16 protein-coding genes and 1 tRNA gene are annotated in these 19,158 nt (G+C 64.1%); 11 read left to right on the top strand and 6 right to left on the bottom strand.

Annotated elements, in window-relative coordinates; all coding sequences use genetic code 11:
• Nucleotides 1-94 precede the first annotated feature (94 nt).
• Entirely contained in the window at nt 95-2,989 is a 2,895-nt protein-coding gene (locus AC5RT4_RS11845; RefSeq protein WP_494105828.1) for a discoidin domain-containing protein, read from the bottom strand.
• Nucleotides 2,990-3,670: 681 nt separating this feature from the next.
• Between AC5RT4_RS11845 and AC5RT4_RS11840 the strand changes: the two genes are divergently transcribed.
• On the top strand, nt 3,671-4,798 hold the full coding sequence (locus AC5RT4_RS11840) for an L-talarate/galactarate dehydratase (RefSeq protein WP_494105827.1): 1,128 nt from the start codon (nt 3,671-3,673) through the stop codon (nt 4,796-4,798).
• A gap of 10 nt (nt 4,799-4,808) precedes the next feature.
• Entirely contained in the window at nt 4,809-5,507 is a 699-nt protein-coding gene (locus tag AC5RT4_RS11835; protein ID WP_494105826.1) for a FadR/GntR family transcriptional regulator, read from the top strand.
• Nucleotides 5,508-5,565: 58 nt separating this feature from the next.
• Here AC5RT4_RS11835 and AC5RT4_RS11830 read toward each other — a convergent pair.
• A tRNA-Leu gene (locus AC5RT4_RS11830) sits at nt 5,566-5,648 on the bottom strand.
• 375 nt (nt 5,649-6,023) lie between these two features.
• Here AC5RT4_RS11830 and AC5RT4_RS11825 point away from each other — a divergent pair.
• Genes AC5RT4_RS11825 through pknB form a run of 7 tightly spaced genes read left to right on the top strand, consistent with a single transcriptional unit; the run spans nt 6,024 to nt 15,531 of the window.
• A complete protein-coding gene (locus AC5RT4_RS11825; RefSeq protein WP_494105825.1) occupies nt 6,024-6,770 on the top strand; it encodes an FHA domain-containing protein in 747 nt (248 codons plus the stop codon).
• Nucleotides 6,767-7,249, top strand: a complete 483-nt coding sequence (locus AC5RT4_RS11820; RefSeq protein ID WP_494105824.1) for an FHA domain-containing protein FhaB/FipA — start codon at nt 6,767-6,769, stop codon at nt 7,247-7,249. Before AC5RT4_RS11825 ends, AC5RT4_RS11820 begins: the two co-directional genes overlap by 4 nt.
• A gap of 2 nt (nt 7,250-7,251) precedes the next feature.
• Nucleotides 7,252-8,961: a PP2C family protein-serine/threonine phosphatase gene (locus tag AC5RT4_RS11815; protein WP_494105823.1), complete on the top strand. Its 1,710-nt coding sequence runs from the start codon at nt 7,252-7,254 to the stop codon at nt 8,959-8,961.
• Nucleotides 8,958-10,355, top strand: a complete 1,398-nt coding sequence (locus tag AC5RT4_RS11810; protein ID WP_494105822.1) for an FtsW/RodA/SpoVE family cell cycle protein — start codon at nt 8,958-8,960, stop codon at nt 10,353-10,355. Before AC5RT4_RS11815 ends, AC5RT4_RS11810 begins: the two co-directional genes overlap by 4 nt.
• Entirely contained in the window at nt 10,352-11,812 is a 1,461-nt protein-coding gene (locus AC5RT4_RS11805) for a peptidoglycan D,D-transpeptidase FtsI family protein (protein ID WP_494105821.1), read from the top strand. Before AC5RT4_RS11810 ends, AC5RT4_RS11805 begins: the two co-directional genes overlap by 4 nt.
• A complete protein-coding gene (locus AC5RT4_RS11800) occupies nt 11,809-13,548 on the top strand; it encodes a serine/threonine-protein kinase (protein WP_494105820.1) in 1,740 nt (579 codons plus the stop codon). Before AC5RT4_RS11805 ends, AC5RT4_RS11800 begins: the two co-directional genes overlap by 4 nt.
• 15 nt (nt 13,549-13,563) lie before the next feature.
• Nucleotides 13,564-15,531 (top strand): Stk1 family PASTA domain-containing Ser/Thr kinase, encoded by a 1,968-nt coding sequence (gene pknB, locus AC5RT4_RS11795; RefSeq protein ID WP_494105819.1) that lies wholly within the window; start codon nt 13,564-13,566, stop codon nt 15,529-15,531.
• A gap of 19 nt (nt 15,532-15,550) precedes the next feature.
• Here pknB and AC5RT4_RS11790 read toward each other — a convergent pair whose 3' ends face one another.
• The 3 genes from AC5RT4_RS11790 to AC5RT4_RS11780 are packed head-to-tail and all read right to left on the bottom strand — an operon-like array spanning nt 15,551 to nt 17,147.
• Entirely contained in the window at nt 15,551-16,192 is a 642-nt protein-coding gene (locus AC5RT4_RS11790; RefSeq protein WP_494042228.1) for an anthranilate synthase component II, read from the bottom strand.
• A complete protein-coding gene (locus AC5RT4_RS11785) occupies nt 16,189-16,359 on the bottom strand; it encodes a hypothetical protein (protein WP_494042229.1) in 171 nt (56 codons plus the stop codon). Before AC5RT4_RS11785 ends, AC5RT4_RS11790 begins: the two co-directional genes overlap by 4 nt.
• A 2-nt stretch (nt 16,360-16,361) precedes the next feature.
• Nucleotides 16,362-17,147, bottom strand: coding sequence for a class E sortase (locus AC5RT4_RS11780; protein WP_494105818.1), 786 nt, complete (start codon nt 17,145-17,147; stop codon nt 16,362-16,364).
• A 173-nt stretch (nt 17,148-17,320) separates the two neighbouring features.
• On the opposite strand from AC5RT4_RS11780, the gene AC5RT4_RS11775 reads away from it, so the two are divergent.
• The gene (locus AC5RT4_RS11775; RefSeq protein WP_494042231.1) at nt 17,321-17,572 is read left to right on the top strand and encodes a cell division protein CrgA; all 252 of its coding nucleotides are present in this window, start codon (nt 17,321-17,323) and stop codon (nt 17,570-17,572) included.
• Nucleotides 17,560-18,210, top strand: a complete 651-nt coding sequence (locus AC5RT4_RS11770) for a DNA-3-methyladenine glycosylase I (protein ID WP_494105817.1) — start codon at nt 17,560-17,562, stop codon at nt 18,208-18,210. Before AC5RT4_RS11775 ends, AC5RT4_RS11770 begins: the two co-directional genes overlap by 13 nt.
• Before the next feature lie 184 nt (nt 18,211-18,394).
• On the opposite strand, the gene AC5RT4_RS11765 is transcribed toward AC5RT4_RS11770, so the two are convergent.
• Complete coding sequence (locus AC5RT4_RS11765) at nt 18,395-18,862, bottom strand: carboxymuconolactone decarboxylase family protein (RefSeq protein WP_494042233.1); 468 nt, start codon at nt 18,860-18,862, stop codon at nt 18,395-18,397.
• Between the last annotated feature and the right edge of the window lie 296 nt (nt 18,863-19,158).

Here is a 19,158-nt window from a genome sequence, read left to right as displayed (position 1 = left end):
GGCGGGAAACTGCCCAGTTCCCGCGGGTTTGTGTGTGAAAGCCCGGAGGCGCGGTGACCGGTCGATGGTCACCGCGCCCCTTCAAGGACGTCCCTCAGCCTGTTAGGACGTTCAGCATCCCGATGGACCACCAGTGGTTCGGGTCGGTCCCGGTGTTGTGGATGTTGACGTATCGGGCGGTGCGTGGCGCGAAGAGGGCATTGACCACGCCGTATCCATCGCCTGCCGCGACCTTCGTCCAGGTCACCTTGTCGGTCGAGGTGTAGATCTCGTAGCCCCGCGGGAAGTCGCCTCCCCAGTTGTCCGGGCCGCCGCTGTGGATTAGCTGCACGCCTTTGAAAGTGCGGGAAGCGCCGAGGTCGACCTCGTACCACTCATTATTGTTCTGCGCCTGACCCGACTGCCATCGTGAGTCGAGCCACTGGTCGATTCCTAAGCCAGCGGCGGAGGCGTTGGCGAAGCCGGAGGCCGCCCAGCCGCTATGGCTCAGCGACGACCAGGTCACCCCGGACGTCGTTGAGAGGGCGCCGTTGTAGACCCGTACTTCGCCAACGCTCCACCAGTTACTGCTCGAGGCGGCAGTCAGCTGCACGCGGATGTAGCGGGCAGTGTGTGTGCCGGTGACGATGCGTGTCAGATGGGATGTACCGCTGCCGGCTGCGACCGAGGATCCCCAATTCACGCCGTCGTTCGAGACCTGCACGGTATAACCGCGTGGGAAGTCACCGGACCACTGGCCGGAGTTGAGTTCGATAGCGGTGAAGGTGCGGGCGGCGCCGAGGTCGATGCGGAACCATTGACCGGCCGCTTGTGGCAGGCCGGTGGTCCAACGGGATTCGGTCTTGCCGTCCCAGGCGTCCGCCACCGCGGTTCCGTCTCCGGACGAGGACGCCGAGATGGAACCTGAGTTTTTCGGCAGCAGGCCGGCTTGGCTGTTGTAGACGCTGATGTCGCCGATGGTCCACCACTTACCTGCTGGTGCGGTGAGGTTGATGCGGATGTGGCGAGCGGTGGTCGGGGCGAATGAGATGTTGGTGAACGAGGAGGTGCCGCTGCCGAATGATACTGTGCCGCTCCATGTCGTCCCATCATTGGACGTTTGAACGGTGTAGCTCACGGGCCCGTCAGTCGGGAACTCCATCTGGTTCAGCGAGATTTGGTCGAATGTGCGGGTGGCACCAAGGTCGACTGAGAAGGACTGGCCAGAGTTCTGATTTGCACCCGACATCCACCGCGTGCGGGGGTTGCCGTCGATCGCCTGGGCAGGTGTAAAGGCATCCCAGGTGTTCGTCGCCGAGGCTGTCCAGCCCGCCTTGCTGATTGAGTTCCCCGTCGTTGGGGTGTAGACGTAGGTGGCGATGGTGTCGCCGGGAATGGTGTCGGTAAACTCACCGTCCGGAGTCGCGATTCGGATCGGCGCGGCAGCGGTTTCGAGCTTTGTTGTGTTATAGCGGGAGGGATCGGAGTCGGGCCGCCCTGTAGCGTCGGGCCGGTTAGCGACCACGACAACGACAGAGCCGTCAGGGTTCTGAAAGGCCACATTGGAAACTGTGCCCATACGGTCGGTGCTGTCGATCCGCTTCGCACCGATTTGGATGTTCTTGGAGAACTGGCCCCAGATGTAGTACCAGCCGTTGAGATCGTACTGGCTGGGGTCTCCCGCACGTGGCGAGATGAGGGACGGAGTATCGGCGTCCGGGTCGTTCGGGTTGACCTGGCGGTCCATCCACCAGCTCGGCCCCGCGTTGCACAGCACGGTGTCGTTCGTGGCGTCGTCAACGGCGTTGCACTGTGAGTATTCAAACATCGTTGCCCATCCCGAGTAGCTGCTGACCCCTCCGCGGAAGAACTCGATGAGCTTGTTCGCACCCTGCGTGATCTCGGTCATGTGCTGGGTCTTGCCGGGATACTGCGCCGCGACTGCGTTCGGCTGCCACATGTTCGTGTTGTCGTAGTTGTGGTAGGCGATGCCATCGACGGCAGGGTTGGTCGCGGTGTCTCCGAGCAGGGCGTCGGTGTACTTGAACGTGTCGCCGGTGAGGTTGGCATCCATACCCCAGATCTTCGCAGTGATACCGGCGGCGCTGAACTTTTGCTTAAGTATCTTGGCGAAGTCCTGCATCTGCCCCGGAGTAAAGCAGGTCGTCGGGTATGGCATCTGAATGTCCGGCTCGTTCTGCAGCGTGACCGCATAGATCGGGAGGCCCTGCGCGGCGTATGCCTGGACGTACTTGACGTAATAGTCCGCGAGGACAGGGTAGTAATCGTTCGGTGAATTGGTGTGGTTCGGCCCGGTGATGCCGTGCTGAACGCGTGGCTCCGTCCCGTCGGACTTGCAGTGACCAAAGACGCCCTCCGGACCCGTGAGGCTGTTGTTGGTCTTCATCCAGGCCGGCGGTGACCACAGCGAGGCATAAAAGCGTACCTCCGGGTTAATCTCCCGCATGCGCTGCATGATGCCGATCTTGCCGTCGGTGATATCCCGATCGATCGAGAATGACGACAGCGTCGGATCAGGAACACCGTTGTTGTCCGCGTACGTCCAAAACCCGGTCGTTTTCGCCGTCCGGCAGAAGTCAGCGCACCCGATCGTCGTGCGCCACAGGTTCATGTTGTTGCCGTTGGCCTTGCTCACGAGCGCCTGCAGCGCGCTCTCCCGATTAGGGGTGGCCAGCCGACCGAGGTGGTAGATGGTGGCGTCCTCGAGCGATGAGCCCCAGCCCTCGTACGACTGATGCTGCACGGACGGGTCCACATTGATCGTCATCGCCGTACTGTCGGATACCGGCACCAGCGACTTGTCCGCCTGCGGCGACAAGCGGTACGAGCCCTCATCAACGTTGTACGAAGTGTAGGTGACCGAAACATCGCCACCCGCTCCTGTTGACGCTTCGGCTGCCTGCTCGGGGAGCGGCTGCAAGGCTAACGCCAGCAAACTTGCGATGACGACCGCGCCGAGAGGCCGGCGCCGATCGAGACAGAGAGACATAGGAGCTCCTTTGCTGGGTGCAGGAGCACGCGTTTAGCGTCAGCGCGCAGCGGCATACCCGCGGTGCGAATCCGCAAAGGTGTCCACCCACAAAGGCGGTGCTCCCCGGAAGCCTTTGTGGAACGTTTCAGATATTTATACGGTCCGCACTTACACGTGTCAATAGCCGCTGGTGGATAGCAGAGCAGTCGGTATCTAAGCGGAGTGAATGGTCGGAGGAACGGATCCTGCATGGGCAACTGCGGTGCGGGCGGGTGCAAATTCGATTTCGGACTATTCATGCCCCTTAACCGAGGTCTAATTCCCTGGCCAACCCTGGAACCAGACTTGAGAATCCGGAAAAACGGGCGAACGAGCGCGGATTTCGTCCACTAGGGGCACACCTCAACCTGACGTCAGGAACCCCTGGAATTACTTGTCAGGATTGCACCGGATTAATCATTTCCGGACAGTCCCAATAGGAGGTCACAGACTCCAACCTGACACCCTTTCACCAGAACAATCGGTGGCAAGTCGTCAGCAACTTGTAAGGGGATCCGGCACACGCCGGTCCTCACTCCAACCCAGAAACCCAGGTAGCAGTTCGCAACCCATTGGCCGAGCAATGCTTGTAATACAAGCCAGCAACTTGTATTTTAAGAAGGCGGGCGAAGGAGCCCGGTCCCGCCCAAAGGAGAACTCATGAGTACCGTCGACCTGATCCGGCACGTCAAATTGTCCACCGCCAAGCTCCCCCTGGCCGTTCCCATCAGCGACGCCAAGGTTTTCACCGGCCGGCAGAAGCCCATGACCGAGGTGGTCTTCCTCTTCGCCGAGATCACCACCGAACTGGGCCACACCGGCGTCGGCTTCAGCTACTCCAAGCGCGCCGGCGGTCCCGCCCAGTACGCGCACGCCAAGGAAGTCGCCGAGGGCATCATCGGCGAGGACCCCAACGACATCGCCAAGATCTACACCAAGCTCCTCTGGGCCGGCGCCTCGGTGGGCCGCTCGGGCGTCGCCACCCAGGCCCTCGCCGCCATCGACATCGCCCTCTACGACCTCAAAGCCAAGCGCGTCGGCCTGCCCCTGGCCAAGTTCCTCGGTTCCTACCGAGACTCGGTTCAGACCTACAACACCTCCGGCGGCTTCCTCAACGCCACGCTGGACGAAGTTAAGGCCCGCGCCACGCAGTCCATCGAGGAAGGCATTGGCGGCATCAAAATCAAGGTGGGCCTGCCGGACAGCAAAGAGGACCTGCGCCGCGTAGCCGGCATCCGGGAGCACATCGGCTGGGACGTACCGCTCATGGTGGACGCAAACCAGCAGTGGGACCGAGCCACCGCCCTCCGAATGGGACGCCAGCTCGAGGAGTTCAACCTCATCTGGATAGAGGAACCCCTGGACGCCTACGACTTCGAGGGCCACGCGCACCTGGCCAGCGTCCTGGACACCCCCATCGCCACCGGTGAAATGCTCGCTTCCGTGGCCGAACACAAGGGCCTCATCAACGCCAACGGCTGCGACATCATCCAGCCGGACGCACCCCGCGTGGGCGGCATCACCCAGTTCCTCCGCCTCGCAGCCCTGGCTGACGAGCGCGGTTTGGGCCTGGCGCCGCACTTCGCCATGGAAATCCACCTGCACCTCGCCTCCGCCTACCCGCGCGAGCCGTGGGTCGAGCACTTCGACTGGCTTGATCCCTTGTTCAACGAGCGCCTCGAAACGAAGAACGGCCGGATGATCGTCCCCGACCGCCCCGGCCTCGGCGTCACCCTCAGCGACCAGGCACGCGCCTGGACCACCGACTCCGTGGAGTTCGGCGCGTAACCTTGTTGCCATGAGCCGGAACCTCACCGCGGACCTCGCCGCTGACCTTCGCACCCGCATTGTCGACGGCGCCATCCAGCCCGGCGAGAAGCTCCCCAGCGAAAACACCCTCATCAACGACTTCGGCGTCAGCCGGACCGTTGTCCGGGCGGCACTCACCCGGCTCCAGGCCGAGGGACTTGTAGAAACTGAACGGGGGCGTGGCAGCTTCGCCCTCACCCCGCCGTCGGACGGGCCCCAGGCAGCACCCGGGGCCCGTCCCGTGGCAACCATGGAGGACCGCCTCCACATGCTCGAATTCCGGATGGGCGTGGAAACCGAGGCCGCGGCGCTGGCAGCAAGAAACCACACAGAACGGCAATTGCGGGCCGTCACCGCCGCACTGGAGGAGTTCACCGCGAGTGCCGGCCATCCAGCCCACGCCATGAAGTCCGACTTCGACTTCCACCGGGCCGTGGCCGCCGCGTCGGGCAACCCCTTCTACTCGGACTGCCTGGCCGCCCTTGGACAGACCATGATCGCGATGCCGCGCACCCGGCTGATGACCGGCGTCGAACACTATGCACGTGACCACTTTGACCAGGTGGTCCAGGAACACCGCTCCATTTCTGACGCCATCGCGGATGGTGACGAGGCTGCCGCGGCAGCTGCCATGCGCAGCCACCTCGCGAACTCCCGACGCCGGTTCAAGGCTTCCGCGCGGCAGTAACCCCCGTGCCGCTAAAGCAAAAGGGCCCCGGTCTGTTGACCGGGGCCCTTCATTTGCGTGCGCGAGGGGGGATTTGAACCCCCACACCCTTTCGGATACTGGCACCTGAAGCCAGCGCGTCTGCCGTTCCGCCACTCGCGCGCAACTTCCTTCACGGAATCGCGGCCGGTTTCCCGAACCGCAACCCTGTAAAAGCAGCGAGATCAAGCATAACGGACATTGGAGGGAAAACACTAATTGAGGTCCCAGGGCTCGGCCGTGCGCCACCTAACCGGTGCCATAAACAGGACTGCGCCAGGGTCTGGAACACCGGCGGCAACGCACCACCATCAGCCCGAGACTGAACTTTTGGCAGCGCCCGGCCGTTGTGGATTAAGGTCATTCACAGGGCTGCCCAGTAGTATCTGATGTAGGAGTGACTGCTGGTCGCAGGCACACCGTCGGCTTGAGAACAGCACTGCAACTGAACTTACGGAACGAAAACTGCCCCGCATCCGGGGGGAAAGGAGAAGAACCATGGGTCTGCTGGACAAAGTCGAGCGCGGCATCGAAAAAGCCGTCCGCGGCGTCTTCTCCACCGGCTCGCGCGCCCAGGTTGAACCCGTGGAGATCGCCAGCAGGCTGCGCCGGGAAGTGGACCACCGCTCCCTCACTGTGGCCGCGGGCCGCACCCTGGTGCCCAATGTGTTCGACGTCCAGCTCAGCGAAGAGGACTTTCGGCGGGCCCAGGAATGGGGCACGCCACTGGCCGAGGAACTCTGCGACGTTGTCATCAACCATGTACGCAGCCAGGGCTACACCCTGCAGGGCTCGGTGCGCATCTCCTTCCGCCGTGACGCGGAACTTCGCGCCGGTGACTTCGAAATCATCTCCTCGACCGAAAAATCAAAGGGCACCGCCCCGGGCGGTCCTGCGCCCCGTCCCAACCTTCCCGCCGCCCCCAGCAGGCAGCCCGTCCGGCTGCAGCCTGTCCTGGACATCGACGGCCAGCGGTATTCCCTTAATGCCCCGTCCATCGTGCTGGGCAGGTCCTCCGACGCAGACATCCTGGTTGAGGACACCGGTGTATCCCGTCGCCACCTCGAGATCCGGACCGCCAACGGGGTTACCAGCGCAGTGGACATGGGCTCCACCAACGGGAGCTACGTGAACGGACACAAAGTTGCCGGAAGCACCGAACTCACTGACGGCTCCACCATTACGATGGGACGGACAAAGATCATCTTCCGCCTGCTTCCTGCCGGCCATGGCGGTCACGCATGAGTGAACTCACCATCACCGCCCTGCGGTTCGGCTTCCTGCTCCTGCTCTGGGTGCTGATCTTCAGCATCGTCTCCGCAATGCGGCGCGACCTCATGGTGGGGCGCAAGGCCGCAGCAGGTGCCCCCACAGCCCGCCAGGTCCGCAAGAACCCCGAACTTGCCGAAGAAGCGCCCCAGCCGGTGAAGCAGCAGGCCAGGCAACTGGCCGTCATCGAAGGCCCGCTCAAGGGCCGGACCCTCCCCCTGGCCGCAAGCCCCATCCTGCTGGGCCGCGCCCAAGAGGCCACCCTGGTTTTGGAGGACGACTACGCCTCCGGCCGTCATGCCAGGCTGTTTCCCCAAGGCAGCCGCTGGTTCATCGAGGACCTCGGCTCCACCAACGGCACCTACCTGGCGGACCAGCAACTGACCCGTGCCCTGCCCGTTGAGCTTGGCGTACCCGTGAGAATCGGCAAGACGGTCATCGAATTGAGGCCATAGCCGTGGCCGCCCCGCAAAACCCCGCCACCGACCCTCAACCGGCGCCGCGGCCCCTCATCATGCGCTTCGCCGCCAGGTCCGACGTCGGAAAAATCCGCTCCAAGAACGACGATTCCGCTTATGTCGGCCGCCATCTTGCCGTGGTCGCCGATGGCATGGGCGGCCATGCCGGCGGTGACGTCGCTTCAGCCGCCACTGTCCTGGACATGATCCACCTGGACCACGGCGACTACACCGGGGACGCCGCCACCACCCTGGCCGATGAGATCCAGACCGCGAACTCGCTGCTGTCCGAGCTTGTGCACATCAACCCCAAGCTGGCCGGAATGGGCACCACCGTCACCGCGCTCCTGCTGGCCGAGGGAAAGCTGCACTTCGCCCACATCGGTGATTCCCGCGCATATCGACTCCGCAACGGTGAATTTGAGCAGGTCAGCGTTGACCACACTTTCGTTCAAAGACTCATCGACGAGGGACGGCTCCGGCCCGAAGAAGCCGAAACACACCCGCACAAAAACGTCCTGATGCGCGTCCTGGGCGACGTGGACGCCAGCCCTGAACTCGACCTTGACACCCTGGACGTGGAGCCCGGCGAACGCTGGCTCCTCTGCTCCGACGGCCTGAACTATGTTGCCGGGCATGCTGTCGAACGGACAGTGCGCGAAACCAAAGACCTCCGCGAGTGCGTGGAGACCCTCGTGGATCTCACCCTCGAGGCGGGTTCCCCGGACAACGTCACGGTCGTGATGCTGGAGATCGTTGAAGAAACGCCCGACGACGTCAGTACAGCCGCCGTCGACGTCATTCCCTCCCACGAAGTCACCAAAGCCGCTGCCGTGGCAAAAAGCGCAGGCTTCCCTGCCGCCAAGGCACCGGATTCAGTTGACGGTGCCAAGCCCACCGCCGGCACCCCTGGAGAACCGCCCGCCGCCAGCGCAGCAGGTCCACGTGCCAAGGACCCGGCAGAACCAGGGGAAGGCAGCGGAGGCGCTGATTCCTCTGCAGCGGGGGCCACCGACCCCCACCTTGGCGAGCATCTCTCCGCCGAAGTCCTCCGCGACGAACTCGCGTCCCGGCCGCACGAACTCGTAGGGGCGGCCGCGACAGCTGCCGAGTCCGGCTCCATTCCCACCATCGCCGGCCGCACCGTGGCACGCCGCGCAGCAACGCTCCTCACCCACAAGGCCGAACCGCCAACCAGTGACGCGGACGACACAGTGGTGCCGCTCAAGCGCAGGAGGTGGCTGACCTGGTCCATCGCTGCGTCCGTACTGGTGGTCCTCACCGTTGGGCTCTGGCTCGGGTACGCCTGGACCCAGACCCGTTATTATGTGGGCGAGTTCGATTCCCGGGTGGCCATATTCAACGGGGTTTCCCAGCGCCTGGGCCCCATCCAGCTCTCCAGCCTGGAGACCGTCACCGACATCAGCATGGACTCGTTGCCGGTGTTTTCGCAGCAGCGCGTCCGCCAGACCGTCCCAGCTCAGGACCTCTACGACGCACAGCGCATCGTGAAGAACCTTGAACTGACAGGCACCACTTCTCCTGAAGACGAGTGCGTGCCGCCATCGGCCTCTCCCGGGGCGCCCGCATCCCCCAGCGCTCCGGCCACTGCCACTGCCACGGCTACGCCGACGCCCGACGCCTCGGCGGCTCCTGCAAGCCCGTCCCCCACACCCAGTCCCACAGTTACCTGCGAGGTGGGCCAATGAGCCAGCTCAGTACCACGCCCAAACCCCGCCGCAATGTTGAACTCGCGTTGCTCCTCCTGGCCCTTGCGGTCGGCATCGGGGCCAACATGCTGGTGGGGGTGGACCAGGAAAAAGCTTTCGATTCCGATTTCTGGTTCCAGTCGAGCCTCCTCGCCCTGGCCGCCCTGGTTTTCCACGGCGTTCTCCGCTTCCGTGCAAAATATGCCGACCCGGTAATACTTCCGCTCGTAGTTGCCCTGAACGGAATCGGCCTGGCAATGATTCATCGCCTGGACGCGCCCGGGGACGACACCGGCAACAACCAGCTTCGGTGGACCCTTATTGCCATGGCCGTGGCCATCGCAGTGATCTGGTTCCTCAAAGACCACCGCATCCTGCGTAAATTCACATTCATCTCGCTGGCCGCGAGTGCTCTCCTGCTGGTACTGCCGCTGATTCCGGGCATCAGTGCCGGCGAAATCCTGGGTGCCCGCGTGTGGATCCGGCTGGGCCCCCTGACTTTCCAGCCGGGTGAAGTCGCCAAGATTACGCTGGCCATATTCTTCGCTGGGTATCTCTCGTCCAACCGGGACCTGATCCTGCTGGCCGGCCGGAAGATCGGCCCGATGCAATTCCCGCGGTTCAAGGACATGGGCCCGATGATCACGGCCTGGCTGGTGAGCATCGGCGTCCTCATCTTCCAGCGCGACCTGGGCTCGTCGGTCCTGTTCTTCGGCCTGTTCATCGTGATGATCTACGTAGCCACCAGCCGCATCAGCTGGGTGGTCATCGGCCTCGCCCTCATTGTTGGCGGCGGGTTCGCGGCCTCCCGCGTCTTCTCGCATGTGGAACTGCGCATCAGCGGCTGGCTCAATGCCTTCACCCCGGAGGTGTACGACCGTTTCCCCGGTGGCAGCCGGCAGATTGTCCAGGGGCTCTTCGGAATGGCGAACGGCGGCCTGGTGGGCACCGGACTCGGCCAGGGCCGTCCTGATCTCGTTCCGTTTGCCAACAGCGACATGATCATTGCCTCCCTCGGGGAAGAACTGGGTTTGGTGGGGCTCTTTGCCATCGTCCTGATGTACCTGCTGCTGTTCACCCGTGGCTTCCGGGCGGCCCTTGGCACCCGTGATGCCTTCGGCAAGCTTCTAGCCTGCGGTCTCTCCTTCGCCGTGGCGCTGCAGTGCTTCGTGGTCATCGGCGGCGTCACCCGGCTCATCCCGCTGACCGGCCTCACCACCCCGTTCCTGGCCGCAGGCGGTTCCTCCCTGCTGGCCAACTGGATCATCGTGGGCCTGCTCCTGATGATTTCCCACACCGCCCGCGGTCCGGTGGACACCACCCCCATGCCTCCGGCAAGAGGCGCGGAACCCGAGGGCATTGATACTCCTACCGAGGCGGTGAAGCACCTGTGAACCAGGCAATACGGCATTCATGGGTCGCAGCGATCGCCATGTTCGCCCTCATCTTCGGAGCCATCAGCTACGTTCAAGTGATCGGCGCCGAAGAACTCGAAAACAACCCCTGGAACCAGCGCGCCATTTTGCAGAACTACTGCAATGACCGCGGCGCCATAGTGGTGGCCGGAACCCCTGTGGCGGAATCCGTGGAAAGCGGGTCCGAGACCTGCGCGTACCAGCGGACCTACCCGCAGCCGGAACTGTACGCAGGGATCACCGGCTACTTCTCGCAGACCCACGGCACCACCGGCCTTGAACAAGGCATGGGCGAGGAAATGGCAGGCAATTCAGACCAGCTCTTCCTGGACCGGGTAGGCCAGCTGTTCCTCGGAAACCAGCCCAAGGGTGTCTCCGTGGAACTCACCATCGATCCGGAGATCCAGCGGCTCGCCTATGACCTGATCCCGGACGGGCAGCGCGGATCGATCGTGGTCACCAACCCCAAGACCGGCGCGATCCTGGCCATGGTGTCCAAGCCCTCCTACGACCCCAACCTGGTGGCCACGCAGGATATAAACGCTGAGACCGCGAACATGAACGAACTGGTGAAGGTTCCGGGCATCAACCTGAACCAGAATGTCAGCGGGCCCACGGGTGAACTGCTCGCACCGGGCTCCGTCTTCAAACTCGTGGACACTGCTGCAGCCCTGGCCTCCGGCAAGTACAACAGGGACAGCGAGCTCCCCAACCCCGCTGAAATGCCCTTTGAAGGCATCCAGTACAGGCTTCCCAACTACGCCGGGGGCAACTGCTACACCCGCGACACGGCAGACTTCGCATTCGCCCTGCAGCAGTCCTGCAACACCCCGTTCGCCAGCATCGCCCTTGACCTCGGCCGTGATGCCATCGCCGAGCAGGCCAAGAAGTTCGGCTTCGGCGAGGACATGGGCGACCAGCTGAAGCTCGGGTACGCACGGGAGAACTACTTCCCTGACGATCTGGACGCCCCGGGGCTGGCCCAGTCAGCCATCGGCCAGCGTGACGTCCGCGCCACACCCCTGCAGGTGGCGTTGATGACCGCGGCCATCGCCAATGACGGGGTGCAGATGAGGCCCAACCTGATCAAGACCCTCCGCTCCCCGGACCTTCGTGTCATCGATGAGCCGAAACCGGAACCGCTGCGCACCTCCACCACCCCGGAAATCGCCAACCAAATCACCGAATGGATGACCAGTGCGGTCAGCCAGGGCATCGCCAACAGGGCCGCGGTACCCGGGGTCCAGGTGGCAGGCAAAACCGGTACTGCAGAGCTGGGCAACGGCGTGAACAACTCCTGGTTCACCGGCTTTGCTCCGGCAAACAATCCGCAGGTGGGTGTCACGATCGTTGTGGAAGGCGTGGACATCACCACCGGCGCACAGCTTACGAGTCCTAACGCGAAGAAAATTTTTGAGGCGGTGTTGAATAAGTGAGGCCTACAACGGGAATCACCCTCGGCGGCAGATTTCAGCTGACCACGCGGATCGCGATCGGCGGTATGGGTGAAGTCTGGAAAGCCAAAGACCTCGTCCTGGGCCGCACTGTCGCCATCAAGGTGCTGAAGGAGGAATACACCGGGGACCCCGGATTCCTTCAGCGCTTCCGTGCAGAGGCCCGCCACACAGCCCTGCTCAACCACGTTGGCATCGCCAACGTTTTTGACTACGGCGAGGAAGAGGGCTCGGCCTACCTGGTCATGGAACTGGTACCGGGCCAGCCCCTCAGCGCCATCATCGAACATGAGCAGGTGCTGTCCCCGGACCGGACGCTGTCCATCATCGCCCAGACCGCCCGGGCCCTTGCCGTTGCCCACGCCCAGGGACTCGTACACCGCGACGTTAAGCCCGGGAACCTGCTCATCACCCCTGATGGGCGCGTAAAGGTCACGGACTTCGGCATCGCCCGCCTTGCGGACCAGGTGCCCCTCACCCAGACAGGCCAGGTGATGGGTACTGCCCAGTACCTGGCTCCTGAGCAGGCCACCGGCCAGACCGCCACGGGATCTTCGGACATCTACTCGCTCGGTGTGATCGGCTACGAGTGCCTCTCCGGGCACCGGCCGTTCTCGGGTGAATCGCAAATTGCCATCGCCCTCGCCCAGGTCAACGATGCGCCTCCGCCACTTCCGGAGTCGCTTCCCACCCCCGTGCGCGCCCTCCTGATGTCCATGCTCGCTAAGGATCCCAAGGACCGGCCGGCCAACGCCATCAAGTTGGCAGAAGCCGCGGAAGCCATCCGGAACGGAGACGTCAGCGCTGCGCGCGCCGCCGTCCCGGGCATGCTCCTGTTCGACGCCGACACGGGTCCCATCACGGCCCCCGTGGACACCACAACTGCCCCTACGGGTGTGATCGGTGCCCAGCGGGACAGTTCCCCCACTCCCACGTCCGCGTTGCCGGTTGTTGGTGCCGGTGCTGCCGGAGCTGCGGCGGGAATTGCGGCCGGTGCAGCAGGTTCCCCGGCCACCGACGCCGGTGAACCACAGGGAACGCTCGCCCGGGCCAACGCCCTCGCCGCGGAGCGGAAATGGGTACCGGAAGAAACAACGTACGACGACGAGCCCGCCGACGAGCCCCGGCGCAAGGGCCGCAGCCCCTGGACCTGGCCCCTGATCGCCCTGGTCCTGCTGCTCCTGTTCGCGCTGGCCGGGTTCCTGGTCAACCAGCTCGGCGTCTTCTCACCGTCCGGCAACCCCTCATCCAGCGCCCCGGCCACCAGCGCTCCGGCCACGTCGGCCACCCCCACCCGGGCAACGCCGTCGGCCACTCCCACGCAGGCCCCCACCACGCCTGCGCCTACCACGCCCCCTGCACCCGAAACCGTGAACATCATTCCCGAGGCTTACCTGGGGAAGGACTACCGGACGGTCCAGTCCGAGCTGTCCGCGCTCAACCTGGACGTCACGGTGCAGCCGCAGGTAGATGCCAACGCGGCTCCCAATTCCGTGATCGCCTTGTCCCGCTCAGGCCGGGTTGAAGTGGGAGCCCCCGTGACAATCACGTACGCAGTGGCACCGCCGGCGCCCACCACCACCTCCCCGGCCCCGACGACGCCGACCCCCGTACCCGCACCCACAACCTCCTCCGTGGCAGCACCAACGCCACAGTCGCCTCTGCCGGACTGCACCCCCGGCCAACTGCCCGGCGTGCCGCCGACCTGCACGCCGTAACCGCCAGGACAACCAATGAACGAGCCAGCGCGCACACCGTTGCACCGGGAGGACAACCTCCCGGTGGATAACCAGCGTGTCCTGAGCGGACGGTACGAGCTGGGGGGCCTCATTGGCCGGGGTGGTATGGCGGACGTCTACCAGGGCCTTGACACCAGGCTGGGGCGGACCGTCGCCGTCAAGCTGTTGCGCCCGGGCCTTGCGCGGGACCCCCAGTTCCAGGCGCGTTTCAAGCGCGAAGCCCAGGCCGTGGCTGCGCTGAACCACCCTTCCATCGTGGCCATTTACGATACCGGCGAACACCTCGTCCACGAGGGTTCGGATGACAACGTCCGGGTGCCGTACATCGTGATGGAATTCGTTGAGGGCAAGACCATCCGGGACCTCATCCGGGCCAATGACGTCACCATTGCCCAGGCCATCGACTACTGCCTGGGGGTACTCGCAGCGCTGGAGTACAGCCACAAGGCGGGCATCGTGCACCGCGACATCAAGCCGGCCAACGTCATGTACTGCGAGGGCACGGACTCCGTAAAGGTCATGGACTTCGGCATCGCCCGCGCCATCGCCGATTCCTCTGCCACCATGACCCAGACGCAGGCCGTGGTGGGCACGGCACAGTACCTTTCGCCGGAGCAGGCGCGCGGCGAAACAGTGGACGCCCGCAGCGACCTCTACTCCGCCGCATGCCTCCTGTATGAAATGCTGACCTCCCGCCCCCCGTTTATTGGCGACAGCCCGGTATCCGTTGCCTACCAGCACGTCCGCGAAATTCCGGCCCCTGCCAGCAGCCTGAACCCGGAAATTTCCCCCGCGCTGGACTCCGTTCTGGCGAAGGCACTGCAGAAAAACCGCGATGACAGGTTCCAGGACGCCGCCGCCTTTATGCGTGCACTGCGTGCTGCCAGGGCCGGTGTTCCTGTCGCAGCCGTTTCCGCCTCAGAGGCGCCCACCGATCCCAACGACTACGTCCCGGCACCGGCTCCCGCCACTGAAGCGTTTGCAGTGACCGGTGCCAGCTTCCTGGACGATGCCCCCACCGGCCGGCTCGCTGCTGTCGGCGCTCTGGCGGACGACGGCGGCCACCCCGCTCCCGCCGCCTACGAACCTTCCGCGCGTGAGGACTTACCCCTTGGCCTGCCCCCGGAACGCGAGCGGACCGCGCACCAGAAGTCCCGCCGCCGTGCATGGATCTCCACCCTGGTGATCTTCACCGTCCTGGTCCTGGCAGGCGGCGCACTGTGGCTGTATACCATCGTGAACCGCCCGGCACCGCCGCCGCCGAAGGTTTCGATTCCGGTGGTGGCGGCCATGACCGAGTCCGCCGCGCTGCAGGAGCTCTACGGCGCGGACGTGGAACCTCGAATCGTCCGAGCCCAGCACGACACGGTACCCAAAGGCACCGCTATCGGAACGGATCCGGCCTCCGGCACCGCCGTTGATCCCGGATCCGAGGTGGTCCTGAACATCTCCGAGGGGCCAAGCGCCGTCACGATTCCGGACACGCTGCCCGGCAAGACGGAAGCCGCAGCCCGGGACATGCTGCGCCAAATTGGTTTAGTGGGCGCCCCCTCCACCACCACCGCCAACAGCGCTACCGTCCCGGCCGGCATCGTGATCACCACGAGCCCTGCCCCGGGACAGAGCGTGGGTGTGGGCACAAGCGTTGAGCTGGTGGTTTCCACGGGCAAGGTGGCGGTGCCGGAACTTCGCGGACGGACGCGGGAAGAAGCAGAGGCCGTTTTGAAGGAACTGGGCCTGGTACCGGCCGTCACCGAGGCGGAAAACGCCCAAGTGGAGCCGGGCAGGGTCACGGATCAGAGCGACGCCGTGAACGCCGCGGTGGAACAGGGCAAGACCGTTACCCTCGTTGTGGCCAAGGCTCCACCTCCACCGCCGCCGTCACCCACCGCCACGCCGACACCTGAACCGACTCCCACGCCAACGCCAACACCCACGGAGACGTCGCGCAGGCGGGGCTGACGCCCTCTTTTGGGACGGGTCAGTGCTGGATGAGGGGGCTCAGCTTTGCTGCCCGCGCAGCTGCGCCCTTCATGCCCAGGGACTCAAGCCAGTTGCCCAGCATCTGGTAGCCGCCCTCGGTCAGCACGGACTCCGGGTGGAACTGCACGCCGCACAGGGGCGCGGTCCGGTGCTGGAGGCCCATCACCACTCCGGTGGCGGTCTGGGCGGTTACTTCCAGGACGTCCGGAAGCGTGTCCCGGACCGCAGCCAGCGAGTGGTAACGGGTGGCCGTGACGGGGGAGGGGAGTCCCGAAAAGACGCTGGTTCCAATGTGTTCCACCAGCGAGGTCTTGCCGTGCATCAGCTCGGGTGCATGGGTCACTTTGCCCCCAAACGCTTCCGCCAGCGCCTGGTGTCCCAGGCACACACCGAACATAGGGACGCTGTTCTCGCCGCACCAGCGAATGAGTTCGATGCAGACACCCGCTTCGGCCGGGTTGCCCGGGCCTGGTGAGATGAGCACGCCGTCCCGGGTACCGGCCAGTTCAATGGCCTCGGCCAGGGTGACGTCGTCGTTGCGGACCACAGTGGTTTCCGCGCCGAGCTCCTGGAGGTAGCCCACCAGGGTGTAGACGAAGCTGTCGTAGTTATCCACCACGAGGATCTTGGTTGTGGTCATGGCTGGCTTGCTGCACCAATCGTTGAGTCGGTGAACTGGGTGTACTCGGACATCCACGGAAAAAGGAACTGAACCATCAATACCAGTGCGGCGGCGATGAGCACCAGCGACGTGAGGATACGGAGCCACAATGGCCCCGGCAACTGGCGGAAAATCCAGCCGTACATACTCAGCCCCTTCCAACCGCTGCAGCCACCCGGGCTGCTATTTCAGCGGGCGGGCCGGCGGACGCAGGGCGCCAGCTGTCCAGCAGGGCATAGGCGATGATGCGTTCTTCCGCCCCAAACCGGGGGTTGCAGCTGGTCATGGTGAGGAAGCTTTCCGTGGGGGTGACGCCCGGAAGGGTGGGCACCGGTTCCAGGACGTCCGACCGCGAGGGCATCACAATCTGGTTGTTGCGGAAAACATACACGTAGTAGCCGTCCTTGGTCTGGACGTAGATCTTGTCCCCGGGCACCAGGGTGTGGATGTTGTCCAGGACAGCGCCGTGGGTCTGGCGGTGCCCGGCGACAGCAAAGTTGCCCACTGCTCCGGGCATGGCCGTGTTGGTGTAGTGCCCCAACCCCAGGGTATCCAGCACGTCCCCGGTGGTGCCCTGGACGATGGGCCGGGTGTAGGACTCGCCGAACCGGGGGATGTACATGATCCCGATCGTGCCGGCGTGGCCAGGCGCGGTTCCCACGACGGGAGGGCCAAAATCCTCAGGTGCTGCAGGGGCTGCGGGCGTATCCGGGACCGGTGCGGCGGTGCCGAGATCCTGGGCGAACTCCTTGATGACTTCGCTTTGCTTCGCGTCGGATTCGACGTTGGTCCACCACAGCTGCCAGGCGACAAAGAGCAGCAGGATCACACCGGCGGTAATCAGCAGCTCGCCCACCACCTGGATTGTCCCGCGCAGTATGACGACGCCGGGAGCCGGCGCAGCGGCGGGCCTCGCCTTCTCCTGCAGTACCACGGGTTCTCCTCGGGGCGTGTGCCATGGGCGTTCGTAACCCTTGGCTACGGCTAGAATTGGCTGCTAGTAAGAATCCAGATTTGACCAAGATCGCGCAGACCGCTGGCAGCTTCCTTCTTGCAGGATATCAAGCCCGGAACGCCGAGCTTGCCTCAGCCCGCCAAGGAGAGCCCGTGCCCGAGTCAAAGCCTCGCAAGAAGACCGCCAGCACCCCCCAGCAGGCCACGTCGCAGTCTTACAAACCGAACCCGGTCTGGTTCAAGCCGGTGATGTTCGGCCTGATGATCATCGGCCTCTTCTGGATCATCACTTTCTACATCAGCGAAGGCCAGCTGCCCGTCCAGGCGTGGGAGTCCTGGAACATCGTGGCCGGCTTCGGCATCGCAATCATCGGCTTCCTCATGACCACCCGGTGGCGCTCATAGTTCCTGAACGGGATGCAGTTGCCGGCGTTGCAGCTGCCGGGGGCGCAGTTGTTGGCGATGACGGCCTCGCCCGTCCCGCATGGGCATCGGTTGATCCGCTCCTGCGCGACTACTACGACCAGGAATGGGGCCTGCCCGTCACCGACGAACAGGGACTCTACGAACGCATCTGCCTGGAGGGCTTCCAGGCAGGTCTTTCCTGGGCCACCATTCTCCGGAAACGCCCCGCCTTCCGGGCCGCCTTCGCGGGTTTCAACCCCGAGGCCGTGGCCATCTTCACCGAAGCCGACGTCGACCGGCTTCTGCAGAATCCGGGCATCGTCCGAAACCGGCTGAAAATTCGCTCCGCCATCACCAACGCGCGGGCCACCCTCGCACTGCGCGAAGAAGGCGGCCTGGTGAACTTCGTATGGCAGTTCAAACCTGCTGACACACCCCGCCCTGCCGTCCATACCGAGATTCCCACCCAGTCTGCGGAGTCCATTGCCCTGTCAAAGGCCCTGCGGAAAAAGGGGTTCTCGTTCGTCGGCCCCACCACCATGTTTGCCCTCATGGAAGCTATCGGCATGGTGGACACGCACCTGCTGGACAGCCACCGGCGTGGTTCCTCAGGAATCTGGCCCCAACACCCCGCCTGATTCTTAGGTTTTCCCCAAGTGTTGGCAAAGTTATCCACACTGTTGAAAACTCCCCAAGACAAAGACCGGGCAGGCGTCACCCGCGCCCGGCAGCGGGAAAACCAGCAATCATGCGGGTCATATGCAGTTATTAACAATGTGGACGACCTGTGGATAAAGGGTCTTCCGGTGGGCACCCAGGTGCTCAGCGGTCCTGCTGCACAGGGTGATGGCTGACGATGGAGATCCGGTTAAAGGCGTTCATGGTGATGGCCAGCCAACTGACCAGCGAAAATTCCTCCTCCGTCAGGTGTTGGCGCGCGAACGCTTCCTCCTGGGCCTGCGAACTGTGGCCCGGCAGTTCGGTGATGCTTTCGGCCAGCGCCAGGGCTGCCCGTTCCTTGTCCGTAAAAAGGGCCGTCTCGCGCCAAGCAGGAAGCACCGCCAAGCGCTGTCCGGTCTCACCAGCCTCTAGAGCGTCCCGCACATGGAGATCCAGGCAGTAAGCGCAGCCATTGAGCTGTGATATCCGGACGTGCAGGAGTTCCACGGTCTTTTCATCCAGGCCCGCAGCCTCCGCGGCTTCCCGGACTTTGAGTCCCAGCCCGTTGAGAGCCCGCCATAAGCCTGGATGCTGCTTGTCAAGGAAGATGTGCTTCGTGGTGGCGCTCAATGGATTCTCCTTGCAGGCAGGCAATGGAAGACGGTCAGTGGGCCGGCAGGGGCTGCGCAGCCCACGTTTACCTAGTTCAGCGCCCTCGGGAAGAGTTGTCCACTTACCAACACCGCGATACCCACAACTTATCCACAACTGTGGAAACCGGGACCATCACACGGGCAGTTTTGGCTCCCTACTCCCGACGATGCGGGCATATGCGAAGGAGCGATTACACCCCTGTCACTAATTAACAGTGTGCATAAGCCTGTTGATGGATAAGGGCATCCCACCCCGGAGTGCCGATATTGCGC

It is taken from the genome of Arthrobacter sp. sptzw42 (assembly GCF_059089685.1).
This window is presented reverse-complemented; position numbering and strand designations above follow the sequence as displayed.

Bases quoted from the DNA above. Each gene is read 5' to 3' on its own strand.
- AC5RT4_RS11845 (WP_494105828.1), bottom strand. From the start codon at position 2,989: ATGTCTCTCTGTCTCGATCGGCGCCGGCCTCTCGGCGCGGTCGTCATC.
- AC5RT4_RS11840 (WP_494105827.1), top strand. From the start codon at position 3,671: ATGAGTACCGTCGACCTGATCCGGCACGTCAAATTGTCCACCGCCAAG.
- AC5RT4_RS11835 (WP_494105826.1), top strand. From the start codon at position 4,809: ATGAGCCGGAACCTCACCGCGGACCTCGCCGCTGACCTTCGCACCCGC.
- AC5RT4_RS11825 (WP_494105825.1), top strand. From the start codon at position 6,024: ATGGGTCTGCTGGACAAAGTCGAGCGCGGCATCGAAAAAGCCGTCCGC.
- AC5RT4_RS11820 (WP_494105824.1), top strand. From the start codon at position 6,767: ATGAGTGAACTCACCATCACCGCCCTGCGGTTCGGCTTCCTGCTCCTG.
- AC5RT4_RS11810 (WP_494105822.1), top strand. From the start codon at position 8,958: ATGAGCCAGCTCAGTACCACGCCCAAACCCCGCCGCAATGTTGAACTC.
- pknB (WP_494105819.1), top strand. From the start codon at position 13,564: ATGAACGAGCCAGCGCGCACACCGTTGCACCGGGAGGACAACCTCCCG.
- AC5RT4_RS11790 (WP_494042228.1), bottom strand. From the start codon at position 16,192: ATGACCACAACCAAGATCCTCGTGGTGGATAACTACGACAGCTTCGTC.
- AC5RT4_RS11785 (WP_494042229.1), bottom strand. From the start codon at position 16,359: ATGTACGGCTGGATTTTCCGCCAGTTGCCGGGGCCATTGTGGCTCCGT.